This window comes from Streptomyces sp. NPDC052043, from assembly GCF_044548235.1.
In the GTDB taxonomy this organism is placed as follows: Bacteria; Actinomycetota; Actinomycetes; order Streptomycetales; family Streptomycetaceae; genus Streptomyces.
The window spans coordinates 591346-607244 of record NZ_JBIUBT010000004.1; the positions used below are offsets into that span (position 1 = coordinate 591346).

The window sequence follows — 15899 nt, forward strand, 5'->3', positions numbered from 1 at the left end:
TCCGGTCTCGGGGGCCGGTGGGCCCCTACGACAGACCGCTGTTGATGGCGTTCACCAGTTCGCCGTTGCCGGTGTCACCGCTGAACTCCCAGAAGAAGGCACCGCCGAGGCCCTGCTGCTTGGCCCAGGACATCTTCGTGCCGATGGTGGCCGGGGTGTCGTAGGACCACCAGTTGTTGCCGCACTTGGCGTAGGCGGTGCCGGCGATGGTGCCGGTGGCCGGGCAGGACGTCTTGAGCACCTTGTAGTCCTCGATGCCCTGCTCGTACGTGCCGTTCGCCGGGCCCGTGGCCGTGCCGCCCGGGGCGTCCTGGGTGACGCCGGTCCAGCCGCGGCCGTACAGGCCGATGCCGATGAGCAGCTTGCTCGCCGGGACGCCCTTGGACTTGTACTTGGCCATCGCGTCGGCCGTGGTGAAGCCGGCCTGCGGGATGCCGTTGTACGAGGTGAGCGGGGAGTGCGGGGCGGTGGGGCCCTGCGCGTCCCAGGCGCCGAAGAAGTCGTACGTCATCACGTTGTACCAGTCGAGGTACTGCGCGGCGCCGCCGTAGTCGGCGGCGTCGACCTTGCCCCCGGAGGTGCCGTCGGCGGAGACGGCCGCCGTGACCAGGGCGCCGTTGCCGAACTTGGCGCGCAGCGCGGCCGCCACGTTCTTGATGGCCGCGGAACCGCTGGTGTCACAGGTCAGACCGCAGGCGTTCGGGTACTCCCAGTCGATGTCGATGCCGTCGAACACGTCCGCCCAGCGGGAGTCCTTCACCAGGTCGTAGCAGGACTGGGCGAAGGCGGTCGGGTTCTTGGCCGCGTCCGCGAAGCCGCCGGACCAGGTCCAGCCGCCGAAGGACCACAGCACCTTGATGTTCGGGTACTTGGCCTTGAGCTGGCGCAGCTGGTTGAAGTTGCCGCGCAGCGGCTGGTCCCAGGTGTCGGCGACGCCGCTGACCGACTGGTCGGCGGTGAACGCCTTGTCGTAGTCGGCGTAGGAGTCGCCGATCGCGCACTTGCCGCCGGTGACGTTGCCGAAGGCGTAGTTGATGTGCGTGATCTTCGACGCGGAGCCGGAGGTCACGATGTCCTTGACGTTGTAGTTGCGGCCGTAGATGCCCCACTCGGTGAAGTACCCGAGCCGCACCTTGCTCCCGGGCGGGGGAGTGCCGCCGCCGTTGTCGCCGCCGGTGGTGCGCACGGCGACCGAGCCGCTGACCGGGCCGGTCTGGCCGGCGGTGTCGCGGGCCTGGACGCTGTAGGAGTAGTCGGTGCCGGCGGTCAGTCCGGTGTCCGTGTACGAGGTCGTCGTCACGGTCGCGACCGTCCTGCCGTCACGCAGCACGTCGTAGTTCTTGACGCCCTTGTCGTCGGTGGCCGCGCCCCAGGTGAGCTTCACCGAGGTGTCGGTGATGTTCGAGGCGGTCGGGGTGCCCGGGGCGGAGGGCGGGTTGTCGCCGGGTACGGTGCTGCCGCCGTCACAACTGCCGCCGTTGAGCTTGCAGTTGCTCGGGGAGCCGGCGCCGGCGCCGTTGAAGCCGAAGGAGACGGAGGCGCCCGGGGCGAGGGTGCCGTTGTAGGACTTGTTCTTGGCGGTCCAGTGGGTGCCGGAGCTGGTCACGTCCGCGTCCCAGGCGGAGGTGACGGAGGTCCCGGAGGGGAAGTCCCACTCGATGGTCCACGAACTGATGGCGGCGGAGCCGGAGTTGGTCACCGTCCACTTGCCCTCGAAGCCGGTGCCCCAGTCCTGGGTCTTGGCGTAGGTGGCGGTGGCCGTTGTCGCGGCCTGGGCGGAGCCCGCGAGGCCGACCAGGCCGGCCAGCGGGAGCAGCAGGGTCGCGAACCCGGCCGCGGCTCTGTGTCTGAAGCGCATACCGCGCCTCCTCTTTTGATGTCGCCTGCGGGGCGCTGCGGCCACCCCTTCGGCGGTGGGGGTTGTGGTCGGGAGCGTGGCTGAGCCATCACGCCCACCGGTGCCGCGAGAATAGAAAGGTCTGGACCACGGGTCAATAGGTCTGGACCACTAGTCCCTGTGGGTCCTCAGATCCCCAACTCCTGTGCGAGGACGGCCGCTTGCACTCGGCTGCGCAGCCCCAGCTTGCTCAGCAGGCGGCTGACGTGGGTCTTCACGGTGCCCTCCGCGAGGTCCAGGCGGCGCGCGATCCCGGCGTTGGACAGCCCCTCGCCCAGACACGACAGCACCTCGCGCTCCCGCGGGGTGAGGGTGCCCAGCGCGGCCGGCGCCGCCTTCGCCTCCCGTGCCGGACCGGCGGCGAACTCGGCGATCAGACGCCGGGTGACGGCGGGCGCGACGATCCCCTCCCCGCGTGCCACCGTGCGCACCGCCTCCACCAGTTCCCGCGCCTCGGCGTTCTTGAGCAGGAACCCGGCCGCTCCCGCGCGCAGCGCCCCGAAGACGTACTCGTCGAAGTCGAAGGTGGTCAGCACGAGGACGTCCGCCAACTGCTCCGCCACCACCTGCCGGGTCGCCGACACCCCGTCCAGGCGCGGCATCCGGACATCCATCAGCACCACGTCGGGACGCAACTCGCGGGCCAGCGCCACCGCCTGCTCGCCGTCCGCCGCCTCGCCAGCCACCTCGATGCCGGGCGCACTGCGCAGGATCAGCACCAGCCCGGCGCGGACCGCGGACTGGTCCTCGGCGACGAGGACACGGATCATGCGGGCTCTCCTTCGCCGTCGCCCAGGGGGAGGGTGGCACGGACGGTCCAGACGGCGTCCTCGGGACCGGCCGCGAACGTGCCACCGAGCAGCGCGGCCCGCTCCCGCATCCCGATCAGGCCGGCACCGGAGCCCGGAGCGCGCGGCCCGCCCCGGTGGCCGTAGGGGCTGGTCACCCGCACCTCCAGCGCGCCGTCGCCATCCGAGTGCCTTGGCGGCCCCGGAGGTGCCCCCCTGGCCAGCGTGACGGTGACGGGGCCCGGCGCCGCGTGCTTGAGCGCGTTCGTCAGCGACTCCTGCACGATCCGGTACGCCGCCAGCTCCACCGGCGTCGGTACCTTGCCGTGGCGGGCGTCGAGCGTGACCTCGAGCCCGTTGCCGCGGGCGGCCTCGGCCAACGCCTCGAGACCGTCCAGGGTCGGCGCGGCGGTAGGGGGGCGCTCGTCGCCGCTGTCGCGCAGGACGCCGATCAGCCGCCGCATCTGGGCCAGCCCCTCGACGCTGTTCTCCCGGATCACGGCGAGCGCCTGCCGCGAGGTCTCCGGATCGTCCAGGGACAGCGCGGCCGTGGAGTGGATGGCGACGGCGGACATGTGGTTGGCGATCATGTCGTGCAACTCCCTCGCCACCCGGGAGCGTTCGGCCAGGACCGCCTGTGCGCGGTCCATGTCCGCGAGCAGCGCGGTCTGTTCGGCCCGCAGCCGCTCGGCGACGGCCGTGTCACGGTGGTTGCGCACCACCCAGCCGGTCGCCGCCGGCACCAGGCTGACCAGCGCGACGCCCACGCCCAGCAGCAGTGCCTGCGGGGTGCGCCAGGCGACGAGCGGTACGACCGCGGCGACCACCGTGAGCAGACCGGTGATCCAGGGGATGCGGCGGGCAAAGGCGGGCCGGCCGTACAGCACCGCCGCGTAGACGAGATCGGTGAACATCACCAGGGTGGCCAGGCTGCCCCGCGTCGGGAGGTCCGCGACCACCGCCGCGGTGCCGACGAGCAGGGCCGGCCCCGGCCGGGTGCGGCGCAGCAGCTCGCACCCCGCCATCACCAGCAGCGGGAGGGCGACCGCCCAGTCCTGGTCCAGGACGGAGACCGGGTCGTGGCGGGTGCGGGTGTACAGCCCGGCGCCGATCAGCACCAGCCCGCCGAGCAGCCCGCCCACGGCGATGTACGCGTCGTGGCGGTGGGGGTGCGGTCCTCGGGCCATGGGTCCATCCAACACGGGGGAACGGCCCGCCGCCTGATGCTCCGGGAGGGTCCGCGCGTACATCGAAGGATGCACACGCGGTTCGTCACCGCCGACGACGTACCGGAGGCGATCCCCCGGAACCCTGGAGGAGGGAAGCGAGAGGAGCAACCGTGATCGTCGGACTGATCGTCGCCTGCGAGGTCGGCTTCTGGGTACTGCTGGCGCTGGGCCTGACCGCCCGCTACCTCCTGCGGTGGCGCCGTACCGGCCTGGCCCTGCTGCTGTGCGAGCCGCTGCTGGAACTGGTCCTGTTCGCGGTCACGGCCTTCGACCTGAGGAACGGCGCGAAGCCCGGCTGGGAGCACGGCCTGGCCGCCCTGTACCTCGGCTTCACCGTCGGCTACGGGCACTCCACGATCCGCTGGCTCGACGGCCACGCCGCCCACCGCCTGGCCGGCGCCCCGCGCCCGCCGAAGCCGCCCCGCCACGGCCTGGCGCGCGCCCGCCACGAGGGCCGCCTGTGGCTGCGGACCCTGCTCGCCTCGACCGTCGCCCTCGCCCTGCTCCAGGCGGCCGTCCGGTACGTGGACACCCCGTCCGCCGCGGACCCGCTCAGGTCCTGGCAGTGGACGACGCTGCGCATCGCCGGGATCCACGGCCTGGTCGCCCTGACCTATCTGCTCTTTCCCAAGAAGGCGCCGGCCGGACGGTGAGCGGGCGCGGGGCACCCGTGCGGCAGGTGGCCGCTCAGCGTTCGCCGCCCGGTACCCACAGCACGTCCCCGGAGGCCTTGTTGGCCGTGCGGGCCAGGATGAACAACAGGTCCGACAGCCGGTTGAGGTAGGTCGCGGTGAGCGGGTTCATCGTCTCGCCGTGCACCTCCAGGGCGGCCCAGGTCGAGCGCTCCGCCCGGCGGACCACCGTGCACGCCTGGTGGAGCAGGGCAGCGCCCGGCGTCCCGCCGGGGAGGATGAAGGAGCGGAGCTTGTCGAGCTCGGCGTTGAAGAGGTCGCAGTCCGCCTCCAGCCGGTCGACGTAGAACTGCTCGACCCGCAGCGGTGGGAACTCCGGGTTCTCCACCATCGGCGTGCACAGGTCCGCACCCACGTCGAACAGGTCGTTCTGCACCCGGGTGAGGACCTTGACGACGTCCTCGCCGAGACCGCCCAGCGCGACCGCCGTGCCGATCGCCGCGTTCGCCTCGTTGGCGTCGGCATAGGCCGAGATCCGCAGGTCGGTCTTGGCGACCCTGCTCATGTCGCCGAGGGCGGTGGTGCCCTTGTCGCCGGTGCGGGTGTAGATACGCGTCAGGTTGACCATGAGGCCAATCTAGACGTTCCCGCGACGGCCGCGACGCGGCGTTGGTGCGGTGGCGCCAACCCGGCCCGAGCGGGGAGGATTTCGTGGCCGGCTTAGCTGCCCCGGACGTGACCGGCGTCTCACGCCCTGAGACAGTGACACGCATTACTTAAGGGTCTCAAGGACCCGGGTGAGCGCTAGTGTCCGCACAGGAGCCATGCGTAAGCAGCGGGTGAACGCCGGCGCTCACGCAGGCGTCGCGCAGTCGTTTCGAAGGGGAGTCGTCAGTGGCACGGAAGCTCGCCGTCATCGGGGCCGGCCTCATGGGGTCGGGCATCGCCCAGGTCTCCGCGCAGGCGGGCTGGGACGTCGTCCTGCGGGACGTCACCGACGAGGCACTCAGGCGTGGCACGGACGGCATCAAGGCCTCGTACGACAAGTTCGTCGCGAAGGGCAGGCTGGAGGCGAAGGACGCCGACGCCGCCCTCGCCCGCATCACCACGACCACCGACCTGGACGCGGCCGCCGACGCGGACGTCGTGGTCGAGGCCGTCTTCGAGAAGATCGAGGTCAAGCACGAGATCTTCCGCACCCTGGACAAGCTCGTCCGCGAGGACACCGTGCTCGCCTCCAACACCTCCGCCCTTCCGATCACCAAGATCGCGGCCGTCACGGAGCGCCCGGAGCGGGTCGTCGGCGTGCACTTCTTCTCGCCGGTGCCGATGATGCAGCTCGTCGAGCTGGTCCGCGGCTACAAGACCAGCGACGAAACCCTCGCCCGGGCACGGGAGTTCGCCGAGTCCGTGGGCAAGACCTGCATCGTGGTCAACCGGGACGTGGCCGGCTTCGTGACCACCCGGCTCATCTCGGCGCTCGTCGTCGAGGCGACGAAGCTCTACGAGTCGGGCGTGGCCACCGCCGAGGACATCGACCTCGCCTGCAAGCTCGGCTTCGGTCACGCCATGGGCCCGCTCGCGACCGCAGACCTGACCGGCGTCGACATCCTGCTGCACGCCGCCGACAACATCTACACCGAGACCCAGGACGAGAAGTTCGCGCCGCCGGAGCTGATGCGCCGGATGGTTGACGCCGGTGACATCGGGCGCAAGAGCGGGCAGGGCTTCTACAAGCACTGAGACCGCACAGGGGCCACTGGGGTCACCCTCCTGGGTGAATTCGGTATCGGTTCGCTTACAAGCAGCAACCAGACCGCCGCGGAAGCAGTCAGAGGTTGCACAGCCACCGCCACGGAGTACGCCACAGCATTCACGGGGAGCGCATATGCACATCAGGGGCGACCACGCCGAGCTGGTCGTCGGGGGCCGCCTCGACGTCCGCAGCGCGGCGGACGCCCGTACGGTCCTGCACTCGGCGGTCGACGACGGCGTCGGCGACCTGGTGCTCAACCTGTCCGAGCTCGACTCCTGGGACGCCACGGGCCTCGGCGTGATCATGGGTGTCCACCGCCGGGCCGGCCGCTGCGGCAGGCGGCTGGTGCTGCGCGACGTGCCGCCGCAGATGCAGCGCCTGCTGGTGGCCACCCGGCTGCACCGCATCCTCGCCATCGAGGGCGGCATCGGCGTCGACTCCCTGCCCCGCGTCTAGACCGGTCCGCATGGGCCCGGCCCGAACAGGGGTGAAACCGGGCGACGGGGGAGACCCGGGCGCACGTCGGCGAACCGTACGTGGCGCGCAATCCTCATGAGACCGTGACGTCTCGGGCCGGGCGGTACCCCGGCCTGTCGTGGATACTGGCCGAAGGTTTAGGGTTCGGTCGCCCGCAGCTCAGCAACCCTCGAGCGGGCCCGGACCAGAAGCGACAGCGCGGTGTGCGGCAAGGCCGGGAGGGGCCGGCCGCGGTCGGCACACGACGCTTTTGGGGGGCTTGGAACCTTATGGACCCGAACACCCGGGAACCCGAGGACATGGGCCACGGCGGCGACGGCCACGTGCCGAGCCGGCGCCCACCCAGGGATTCCCTCGCATCCGACTTCGTCCAGCACGCGCCCGCACCGGCCCGCACGGTGCAGCTCGTCTCGGGCGACTTCCTGCTCACCGTCAACCCCGTGGACGGCAGCGAGATCGAGGTCTGCCCGCCCGGGGAGCACCCCGACCGGCCGCGCAAGTACACACCGGCCGAACGCGCCGAGCACGACCGCGGGGCCAGGCCGCCCGTCCTGCCCGGTCCCGCCCCGGACGCGCAGCCGCTGCTGGAGCGCCAGGACGTGCGCGAGCAGCTGGTGCGGCTGCTCGCCCGCGGCCGCTCCGTACGCCTGACGGGACCGGGCGGCTCCGGCCGCACCAGCCTCCTCGACCTCGTCGCCGACGACTGCGCGGACCTCGCCCCCGACGGCGTCGTCCGCCTCAGCGGTTACCGCCGCACCGCGAGCGACCTGCTGTACGACCTCTTCCGGGCCGTGTACAGCGCGCCGCGGTACCGACCCGACCGGGACGAACTCCTCGAGCACGTCCGGGAGGTCGGCGCGGTCGTCGTGGTGGACGACATCGAGTTCGGCGGCGGCACGCTCGACGAGCTGATCGACGCCACCCCCGAATGCGCCTTCCTGATCGGCGCGGCCCCGGACGTGCCCGCGCCGTCCGCCGAGTCGGAGATCGAGGAGGTCCTCCTCAGCGGCCTGGACCGGGCCGGCGGAGTCGAACTCATCGAGCGCGCCGTCGGCCGTGTGCTCACCGAGGAGGAGGCCAACTGGGCCGGGGACCTCTGGTTCGAGTCCGAGGGCCTGCCGCTGCGCTTCGTGCAGGCCGGCGCCCTGCTGAGCCAGCACGACCACCTGCGGGCCGGCACCAGCGCCGTCGAGGAGTTCGGCGTCTTCCAGGACGCGCCGCCCGTGGAATCCGTCCTGGACGGGGACGACGGCGACGACGTGCCCCTGCCCTCGCTCGGCGAGGCCGCCGCGCCCGCGCCCCTGCTCGCCTCCCGGCTGAGCACCTCCGCGCGCGCCGCACTGCGGTTCGCCGTCGCGCTCGGCGGCGAGGTGCCCCACCAGTCGCACCTGCCCGCGCTGGTCGGCGACACCCACGCCGACGCCGCGCTCGGCGAGCTCGCGAGCTGCGGCCTGATCTCCCCGGCCGGCTCCCGCCACCGGCTCGCCGCCGGTGTGCTGACCCAGCTGGAGGCCGCCGGATACGGCGAGGACGCCGAGGAACAGGCGCTCACCGCGGCCCGCCACTACGCCTGGTGGACCGGCCACCCCTCGGTCACCCCGGAGCGGGTGTGCGCCGAGGCGGACGCCGTGCTCGCCGCGCTGGCCGTGCTGGTGCCGCTCACCACGCCGTCGGCCGGGGGCGAGGAGAGCACGGCCGTACGGCTCGCCCGCGCCGCGGCCCCCGCGTTCGCCGCGGGCCTCGACTGGAACGCCTGGGCACGGGCGCTGCGGTACGGCACCGAGGCCTCCCGGCTCGCCGGAGAGGTCGCCGAACAGGCTTACTTCCACCACGAGTTGGGCATCGACGCGCTCTGCGACGGCCGGCTGGACCGGGCCCGTGCCGAGCTGGAGGCCTCCATCGGGCTGCGCGGCGCGCTCGCCGACAAGCGCGGCACGGTCGCCGGGCGCCGCGCCCTCGCCCTGGTCGCCGACCTCTCCGGTACGGCACCGGGCCTCGCCGCGACGGCGGGCGAGGAGGTGCCGGAGGCACGCACCGAGGAGTCGGCGGCCCCGCCGGGCGGGGTGGCCGTACCCGTCGCGGCGTTCCCGTCGTTCGACGGGGACACCTCCACACTGGTCACCCACCAGAAGCCGGTCCCGGGTCCGCCGTCCACCCCGGCCAGGCACCGCGTCGGCCTCAAGGGCCTGGCCCGGCGCAACCTCGTGGCGGCCGGCGCCGGCGCGCTGCTCGCGGCCGTCCTCGGCACCGTGGTGACGCTCGGCGCCACCTCCCAGAACGGCGCCGACACCCCCTCCGACAACGTCAACCCGTCCGCAGGCCAGGGCGTAGACGACGGCGGCCTGAGCGCCGACACACCGCAGCAGGACGGTGGCGGGGCAGGCGGCACCGACACGGTGACCGGCACGCCGAAGGATCCGGGCCACGACGGCACCCCCGGCGCGTCCGATGACCCGGTGCCGGGCGGCGCCGAGCCGTCGGAGAGCCACGTGCCGTCGGGCGACGGCACGTCCTCGGACTCCTCGTCCAAGCCCCCGAAGCCGTCGGGGTCCGCCGACTCCTCGGGCGGCGGCACCGGCGGAAAGACCGGTGGGTCGACCGGCGGGAACTCCGGGAGTTCCGGGGGCTCCGGGAACTCCACGGGCGGCGGCACGCAGGGCGGAAGCGGCGGAGGCCCGTCCGGCGGGGGCACCGGAGGCGAACCCACGAGCGGCGGCGGCTCCTCCTCCGGCGGCTCCGGCGACCCCACGGGTGGGAGCACGGGAGACCCCGGTGGTGACCCCTCGGGCGGGACCTCCACCGGCCCCACCGGCGGCACCGACTCCGGCTCGTCCGGGGAGCCGAGCGGCGGCACCTCGGCGCCGGCGTCCGGCCTCTCGGCCGCCCCGTCGGCCGACGCCTCCGAGAGCGGCACGGCTCCGGCGCCGTCCGACCCGGCGACGGTCGCCTGACACGCCCTGACGCACGAAGAACCGGGGGCCGGGTCCGTGGAGACGGACCCGGCCCCCCGGCGTCGTACGAGTGCCCCGCGGCCGTCCTCAGAACAGCCGCAGCTTGTCGTCCTCGATGCCGCGCAGGGCGTCGTAGTCCAGCACCTGGCAGCCGATGCCGCGGTCGGTGGCGAGGACCCGGGCCTGCGGCTTGATCTCCTGGGCCGCGAAGACGCCGCGGACCGGGGCGAGGTGGGGGTCGCGGTTCAGCAGCTCGAGATAGCGGGTGAGCTGTTCCACGCCGTCGATCTCACCGCGCCTCTTGATCTCGACCGCGACCGTGCGTCCCTCGGCGTCCCGGCACAGGATGTCGACCGGGCCGATGGCCGTCATGTACTCGCGGCGGATCAGCGTGTACCCCTCGCCGAGCGTCTCGATGCGGTCGGCGAGCAGCTCCTGGAGGTGGGCTTCCACGCCGTCCTTGATCAGCCCGGGATCCACGCCGAGTTCGTGCGAGGAGTCGTGCAGGACCTCCTCCATCGTGATGATGAGCTTCTCGCCCGCCTTGTTGACGACGGTCCAGACGCCCTCCTCGTCACCGGTGCCCTCCTTCAGGGTGCACGGCGGAGACATCCAGTTCAGCGGCTTGTAGGCGCGGTCGTCCGCGTGGATCGAGACGCTGCCGTCGGCCTTGACCAGGATCAGACGGGGCGCTGACGGCAGATGGGCGGTGAGCCGGCCGGCGTAGTCGACGGAGCACCGGGCAATGACGAGACGCATGGTCGGCAACGCTACTGGACGGAGGGCGGTGCGCGCGATTCGCCCGGGGACCTCCCGCCGGGCGTCCACCGGGACTCCCCGCCGGACGCCCCATTTTTCCCTGGATCACCCGTGTTCACTTGTGGCCGATTGTGTGCCCAACTAGCCCGGTCTGTATATGCATTTGCCTAGTGGGCGTCCGCTCTTGTGCCTACCGTAGTGAACGGGAGGTCGCGACCCGTGTACTCACCGTATTGGGAGTCGCGCGCCCCCATGACCTGTCCGGCAACCCCTGTCGTTCGGGGGTGCGAGAGGAGAACCCATGTCGCTCGACGTCTCACCGGCCCTACTCGAAGCGGCCGAGCGAGGCGAGGTCGACGAAGCTGAATTCGTCGACTGCGTCCGGACCTCCCTGCCCTACGCGTGGGAGATGATCAGCTCCCTGGTGGCCCAGCTGAAGGTGGACGGCGGCCAGTTCGCCGACAACCAGACGCCCCCGCCGGACGAGCAGGCACGCGGTCAGCTGCTGCGTGCGCTGGCGAGTGACGCCATACGCGGAGCGCTTCAGCGGCACTTCGGTGTGCGGCTCGCCTTCCAGAACTGCCATCGGGTCGCGGTGTTCCCGCTGGACGCCTCGGTCGACGAGACGCTGGCCCGTTTCACCTCGGTGCGCGGCCAGCTCCTCAACCAGTCCCCGGAACTTCGGGACTGCTGACGCCGTGAGTCGCCTGCTTGCCGCTCCTTCCGCGGGAGGTGCTTGGAGTACAGGGGGCGGCAAGCTTCCCATGACGCGCCCTGGGTCAACGGAGGTGGGGCAGTACCTCGGCGCCGAGCCGTCGCAGGTTCTCCTCCGTCGCCGCCAGATCGCCCGAGCCCTCCGTGAGCAGGGCGAAACGGGAGACACCGGTCCGCTCGGAGGTCGCCGCGAGCCGGTCGGCGCACAGCCGCGGGGTGCCCACCGGGTGCAACCCGCAGAGCAGTTCGGTGTACTCCAGCGGATCGCGCATCGCGCGCATCCGGCCGTCCACGGTGACATGGGCGTCCAGACCCTGTTTCAGCCAGCCCGGCATCGCCTTCAGCAGGGTCTCGGCCGCGTCCGTGCGCCGGTCCGCGATCTGGCAGACGCCCGCCGAGACATGGCCGGCGCCCCGGATCTCCTCTTCCGGCCGGCCCGCCGCCCGCGCGCACCGCTGCCACAGGGCGACCATCCCGGCCTTCTCCTCGTCCCCGATGTGCATCCCCAGCAGCATCGGCAGCCCGCGCTCGGCGGCCAGCCGCACACTCGCCACGGAGGTGCAGGCGACGACGACCTCGGGACCCGGGACCTGGGTCAGTGCCTCCGAGGGACGCGGCACGACGGGGACCTCGCGGAAGGTGAACCGCTCTCCCGAGGCCGACACCGACGGCTCGCGCAGCCAGCGCACCAGCAGGTCCAGCGACTCCGGGAACCCCTTCTCGTACGCCTCCAGCCCCTTGCCGAACACTTCCAGGTCCACCCACGGGCCGCCGCGCCCGACACCGAGCGAGAACCGCCCGCCGCTCGTCACATGCAGCAGTGCCGCCTGTTCGCCGAGCGCGACCGGGTGGGCCGTGGGCAGCACGCTGACCGCCGTACCCACCCGCAGTCGGCGGGTGCGGCCCAGCAGCAGCGCGGCCAGGGTGATCGCCGACGGGCACGTCCCGTACGGGACGAAGTGGTGCTCGCCCAGCCAGACCGCGTCAAGACCGGCCTCCTCGGCGACCTCCGCGGAGCGGACCGCCCGGTGCAGCGCCTCGCCTTGGCCCTGCCCGGGGAACTGGGCCGCCAGCACGAAACTTCCTACGCGCATTGCTCTTTCCTGCTTCCTCGGCTCCGACGCGGAGCTCCCCCACCGGGCATAACCGGGGGACACGTGCCGAGGACACGGCCTGGCGAAGAGATTTGCGGATTGTCTGCGGAATGGCTGGTCCGGGCAGGGGACTTGTGGTGTCCGGTTCTCCCCACCCGCCCGTGTCGGCGGCGCGTAGGCTGGAAGAGCCCCTGTTCCCGTACCGCTTCGTGAGGTGTCCCGTGTCCCCCCGCCGCAACCGACCCAAGGATGCGAGAGGCGCCGCCTCGTCCGGCCGGACCGAGGACGACACCCCGGGCCGCTACGGAGGCTGGCAGTCCACCGAGAGCTGGCAGGGCGAGGACTTCAGCGTGCGCCATGTCGCGGGCGCGGCCGCCGGGGGCAAGACGTACCGCTGCCCCGGCTGCGACCAGCTGATCCGCTCCGGCGTCCCGCACGTGGTCGCCTGGCCCCAGCACGCGGGGGTGGACGACCGCCGGCACTGGCACAAGGAGTGCTGGAACGCCAAGGACCGCCGCACCACGCGGGTGCAGCGGTCCCGAAACGCGCCGCGGTTCTAGGGTCTTGGCGGCACACCGGCGACTCAGACGTCCCGGCTCCGCAGCAGGATCCAGGCGCCGGCGAACGCGGCGGCCGTCGCGACCAGCAGGATCCACAGCGGGTCCCAGCCGGTCGGGCCCGAGTCGGTGAGGGAGTTGGAGTAGAAGACGCTCAGCTGGTTCGGGATCGAGTACTCGAACAGGAACTGGCGCACCTTCTCCAGCGAGCGCGTGAACATGAACAGCGCGATCACCAGCGGGGCGAGCACGACACCGATCATGATCGTGATGGCGCCCGCGGAGTGCCGCAGCAGCGAGCCCACGACGAGCGAGAACAGCCCGAGCAGGGCCATGTAGAGGCTGACGCCCACGGTGGCCTTGAACCACTCCGCTCCGGTGGGCTGCCGGGCGCCGGAGCCGTCGAGCATGGCCGTCTGGACGAGGCCGACCACGCCGGTGGAGACCAGGGTCACCACGAACGCGACCAGGAAGAACACCACCGCTTTCGCGGTGAGCACCCGCCCACGGCTCGGGCACGCCGTCATCGTGGTCCGGATCATGCCGGTGCCGTACTCCGAGGCCGTGGTCAGCACGCCGAGCGTGATGATGCAGATGCTGCCGAGCAGCAGTCCGAAGAAGCCCAGCGCCAGCATGTTCTCGTCGCCGTGTATCTCCCCTGTGGAGTTGGCGATGATCAGGCCGGTCAGCAGCCCGATCCCCACCACGAGCAGGATGAACACCCCGAGCGTCCACATCGTGGAGCGGACCGACTTGATCTTCGTCCACTCGGAGGCGAGGGCGTGCCCGAGGTGCGTTCGGACCACCGGGATCGGCGAGGTGTAGCCGGGCCGGGGGGAACCGGCCGCCGCCTCCCAGGCGGGCGGCGCGGCCTGCGGCACAGGGGTCTGCGGCGTGCTCATCGGGCGTCCTCGGGCTTGGTGGAGTCGGCGGCGGGGGAGGGCGCGGGCGCCGGTGCGGACGGCTGCGCGGGCGCGGCCCCCGGGTGCGGCGCGGCGGCGGGCTGGGCGGGCACCTGCGGGGCCTGCGGCGCGCTCTGCGCGTACGGGTTCGGGGCGCCCGCGCCCGGAGCGGCGTACGGGTTCGGCTGCCCGCCGGGGGCGCCCTGCGGGCCCGCGTACGGCTGTCCGCCGGGCTGGGGCGGTGGCGGTGCGTACCAGCCCGGCTGGCCCTGACCGGGAACCGGCACGGGCGGCTGGGCGCCGGGCGGCAGGGGCTGCATCAGCCCGGCCTTCTGGTCGTGCGTGGAGCGGTAGTCGACGACCCCCTGGGTCATCCGCATGTACGCCTCCTCCAGCGAGGCCTGGTGCGGCGACAGCTCCCACAGGCGTACGTCCGCCTCGTGCGCGAGGTCGCTGATGCGGGCCAGCGGCAGCCCGGTCACGCGCAGCGCGCCGTCCTGCTCCGGCAGCACGTGCCCGCCCGCCTCGGTCAGCGCGGACGTCAGCTTCTCCCGCTGCTGCGGCTCGGTGTCGGGCGTGCGGACCCGCGCGAAGTCCGCGGAGTTCGCGGAGATGAAGTCCGTCACGCTCATGTCGGCGAGCAGCTGCCCGCGCCCGATGACGATCAGGTGGTCGGCGGTCAGCGCCATCTCGCTCATCAGGTGACTGGAGACGAACACGGTCCGCCCCTCCGCCGCGAGCGACTTCATCAGATTGCGCACCCAGAGGATGCCCTCGGGGTCGAGACCGTTCACCGGCTCGTCGAACAGCAGCACCTGCGGGTCGCCCAGCAGCGCGGCGGCGATGCCCAGCCGCTGGCCCATGCCGAGGGAGAAGCCCTTGGAACGCTTCTTCGCCACCCCCTGGAGGCCGACGACCCCGAGCACCTCGTCGACGCGGCGGGCCGGGATGCCGGACAGCTGGGCCAGGGACAACAGATGGTTGCGCGCGGACCGGCCGCCGTGCACCGCCTTCGCGTCCAGCAGGGCACCGACCTGGCGGGGCGCGTTCGGCAGCGTGCGGTACGGATGGCCGCCGATCGTCACCATCCCCGAGGTGGGGTTGTCGAGTCCCAGGATCATCCGCATCGTCGTCGACTTGCCCGAGCCGTTCGGACCGAGGAAGCCGGTGACGGCACCGGGCCGCACCTGGAAAGAGAGGTTGTGCACGGCGGTCTTGTCGCCATAGCGCTTGGTCAGGCCGACTGCCTCGATCATGCTCCGCACCCATCGAACGGTTCCAGGTCAGCGGGGCAGACGCCCCCCGTAAGGGTTAGGAGGATATCCGGGCGCTGACGGTTCCGCCCAAAGGAAAGTAAAAGCCTTCGCGCTCAGGCGTCCCGGTTCCGCAGTAGTACGTACCCTCCGGCGAGCGCCGCGATCACCCACAGCAGCATGATCCCGAGGCCGCCCCAGGGGCCGTAGGGGGTGTCGTCGGCGACCCGGGGAACCACCTGCATGATGCGGCTGCCGGCCTGGTCGGGCAGGAACCGGCCGACCTTCTTCGTCGCCGAGACGTTGCCGAGGATGTTGGAGATCAGGAAGAAGAACGGCATCAGGATGCCAAGGGACAGCATCGGCGAGCGCAGCATCACGGTGACGCCCATGGAGAACATGGCGATGAGGGTCATGTAGAGGCCGCCGCCGACGACCGCGCGCAGCACACCCGGCTCGCCGAGGGAGGTGCCGAGCGATCCGAGCATCGCCTGCCCGAGGAAGAACGAGGCGAAGCTGGTGACCATGCCCACCACGAGGGCCAGCCCGGCCGCCACCGCCACCTTGCTCGCCAGGAAGGCACCGCGCTGCGGGACGGCGGCCAGCGAGGTGCGGATCATGCCGGTGCTGTACTCGTTGGACACCACCAGCACCGCGAACACGATCATCGCGAGCTGGCCGAGGCCCATGCCGGCGAAGCTGACGTAGGTGGGGTCGAAGGAGGCCCGGTCCTGCGGGTGCATGTTCCCGAACTCGTGCTTCGACAGGGCCGAGAGCAGCATGCCGAGGGCGATCGTGACGACCGCCGTCAGGGACAGCGTCCACACCGTGGACGCCACCGACCGGATCTTGGTCCACTCGGACCTGATGACCTGAGTCGCCGCCATCGC

The 15899-nt window shown here is 72.1% G+C and carries 15 protein-coding genes; 6 read left to right on the forward strand and 9 right to left on the reverse strand.

From position 1 onward, the window contains the following. Window positions 1-25: 25 nt before the first annotated feature. From ACIHCX_RS13940 to ACIHCX_RS13950, 3 genes are all read right to left on the reverse strand, one after another. On the reverse strand, window positions 26-1858 hold the full coding sequence (locus ACIHCX_RS13940; RefSeq protein ID WP_400029157.1) for a glycosyl hydrolase family 18 protein: 1833 nt from the start codon (window positions 1856-1858) through the stop codon (window positions 26-28). 167 nt (window positions 1859-2025) lie between these two features. Next, complete coding sequence (locus tag ACIHCX_RS13945; protein ID WP_400029158.1) at window positions 2026-2667, reverse strand: response regulator; 642 nt, start codon at window positions 2665-2667, stop codon at window positions 2026-2028. Further along, entirely contained in the window at window positions 2664-3872 is a 1209-nt protein-coding gene (locus ACIHCX_RS13950; RefSeq protein WP_400029159.1) for a sensor histidine kinase, read from the reverse strand. The genes ACIHCX_RS13945 and ACIHCX_RS13950 overlap by 4 nt, the downstream gene beginning before the upstream one ends. A 152-nt stretch (window positions 3873-4024) precedes the next feature. Between ACIHCX_RS13950 and ACIHCX_RS13955 the strand changes: the two genes are divergently transcribed. Continuing rightward, the gene (locus ACIHCX_RS13955) at window positions 4025-4567 is read left to right on the forward strand and encodes a hypothetical protein (protein ID WP_400029160.1); all 543 of its coding nucleotides are present in this window, start codon (window positions 4025-4027) and stop codon (window positions 4565-4567) included. Between the two features lie 34 nt (window positions 4568-4601). Here ACIHCX_RS13955 and ACIHCX_RS13960 read toward each other — a convergent pair whose 3' ends face one another. Continuing rightward, the gene (locus tag ACIHCX_RS13960; protein ID WP_400029161.1) at window positions 4602-5174 is read right to left on the reverse strand and encodes a cob(I)yrinic acid a,c-diamide adenosyltransferase; all 573 of its coding nucleotides are present in this window, start codon (window positions 5172-5174) and stop codon (window positions 4602-4604) included. 266 nt (window positions 5175-5440) lie between these two features. Here ACIHCX_RS13960 and ACIHCX_RS13965 point away from each other — a divergent pair, with 266 nt between their 5' ends. The 3 genes from ACIHCX_RS13965 to ACIHCX_RS13975 all read left to right on the forward strand — a co-directional run bounded on the left by ACIHCX_RS13965 (window position 5441) and on the right by ACIHCX_RS13975 (window position 9730). Beyond that, complete coding sequence (locus ACIHCX_RS13965) at window positions 5441-6289, forward strand: 3-hydroxyacyl-CoA dehydrogenase family protein (protein ID WP_400029162.1); 849 nt, start codon at window positions 5441-5443, stop codon at window positions 6287-6289. 145 nt (window positions 6290-6434) lie between these two features. Continuing rightward, window positions 6435-6758, forward strand: a complete 324-nt coding sequence (locus ACIHCX_RS13970; RefSeq protein WP_400029163.1) for an STAS domain-containing protein — start codon at window positions 6435-6437, stop codon at window positions 6756-6758. Between the two features lie 290 nt (window positions 6759-7048). Next, window positions 7049-9730 (forward strand): ATP-binding protein, encoded by a 2682-nt coding sequence (locus ACIHCX_RS13975; protein WP_400029164.1) that lies wholly within the window; start codon window positions 7049-7051, stop codon window positions 9728-9730. Window positions 9731-9817: 87 nt separating this feature from the next. Here the strand turns inward: ACIHCX_RS13975 and nucS are convergent, their stop codons facing one another. Next, complete coding sequence (gene nucS, locus ACIHCX_RS13980) at window positions 9818-10489, reverse strand: endonuclease NucS (protein ID WP_362355280.1); 672 nt, start codon at window positions 10487-10489, stop codon at window positions 9818-9820. Between the two features lie 301 nt (window positions 10490-10790). Here nucS and ACIHCX_RS13985 point away from each other — a divergent pair, with 301 nt between their 5' ends. Continuing rightward, window positions 10791-11183, forward strand: a complete 393-nt coding sequence (locus tag ACIHCX_RS13985; RefSeq protein WP_400029165.1) for an SCO5389 family protein — start codon at window positions 10791-10793, stop codon at window positions 11181-11183. An 85-nt stretch (window positions 11184-11268) separates the two neighbouring features. Here ACIHCX_RS13985 and ACIHCX_RS13990 read toward each other — a convergent pair whose 3' ends face one another. Next, window positions 11269-12297 carry an LLM class flavin-dependent oxidoreductase gene (locus tag ACIHCX_RS13990; protein ID WP_400029166.1) on the reverse strand — a complete coding sequence of 343 codons (1029 nt, stop codon included), beginning with the start codon at window positions 12295-12297 and terminating at the stop codon, window positions 11269-11271. Window positions 12298-12518: 221 nt separating this feature from the next. Between ACIHCX_RS13990 and ACIHCX_RS13995 the strand changes: the two genes are divergently transcribed. Then, complete coding sequence (locus ACIHCX_RS13995) at window positions 12519-12857, forward strand: ATP/GTP-binding protein (protein ID WP_400029167.1); 339 nt, start codon at window positions 12519-12521, stop codon at window positions 12855-12857. A gap of 23 nt (window positions 12858-12880) precedes the next feature. Here the strand turns inward: ACIHCX_RS13995 and ACIHCX_RS14000 are convergent, their stop codons facing one another. From ACIHCX_RS14000 to ACIHCX_RS14010, 3 genes are all read right to left on the reverse strand, one after another. After that, window positions 12881-13756, reverse strand: coding sequence for an ABC transporter permease (locus ACIHCX_RS14000; RefSeq protein WP_400029168.1), 876 nt, complete (start codon window positions 13754-13756; stop codon window positions 12881-12883). Continuing rightward, window positions 13753-15012 carry an ATP-binding cassette domain-containing protein gene (locus tag ACIHCX_RS14005; RefSeq protein ID WP_400029169.1) on the reverse strand — a complete coding sequence of 420 codons (1260 nt, stop codon included), beginning with the start codon at window positions 15010-15012 and terminating at the stop codon, window positions 13753-13755. The genes ACIHCX_RS14000 and ACIHCX_RS14005 overlap by 4 nt, the downstream gene beginning before the upstream one ends. Before the next feature lie 113 nt (window positions 15013-15125). After that, window positions 15126-15896, reverse strand: coding sequence for an ABC transporter permease (locus tag ACIHCX_RS14010; RefSeq protein ID WP_400029170.1), 771 nt, complete (start codon window positions 15894-15896; stop codon window positions 15126-15128). Window positions 15897-15899 lie beyond the last annotated feature (3 nt).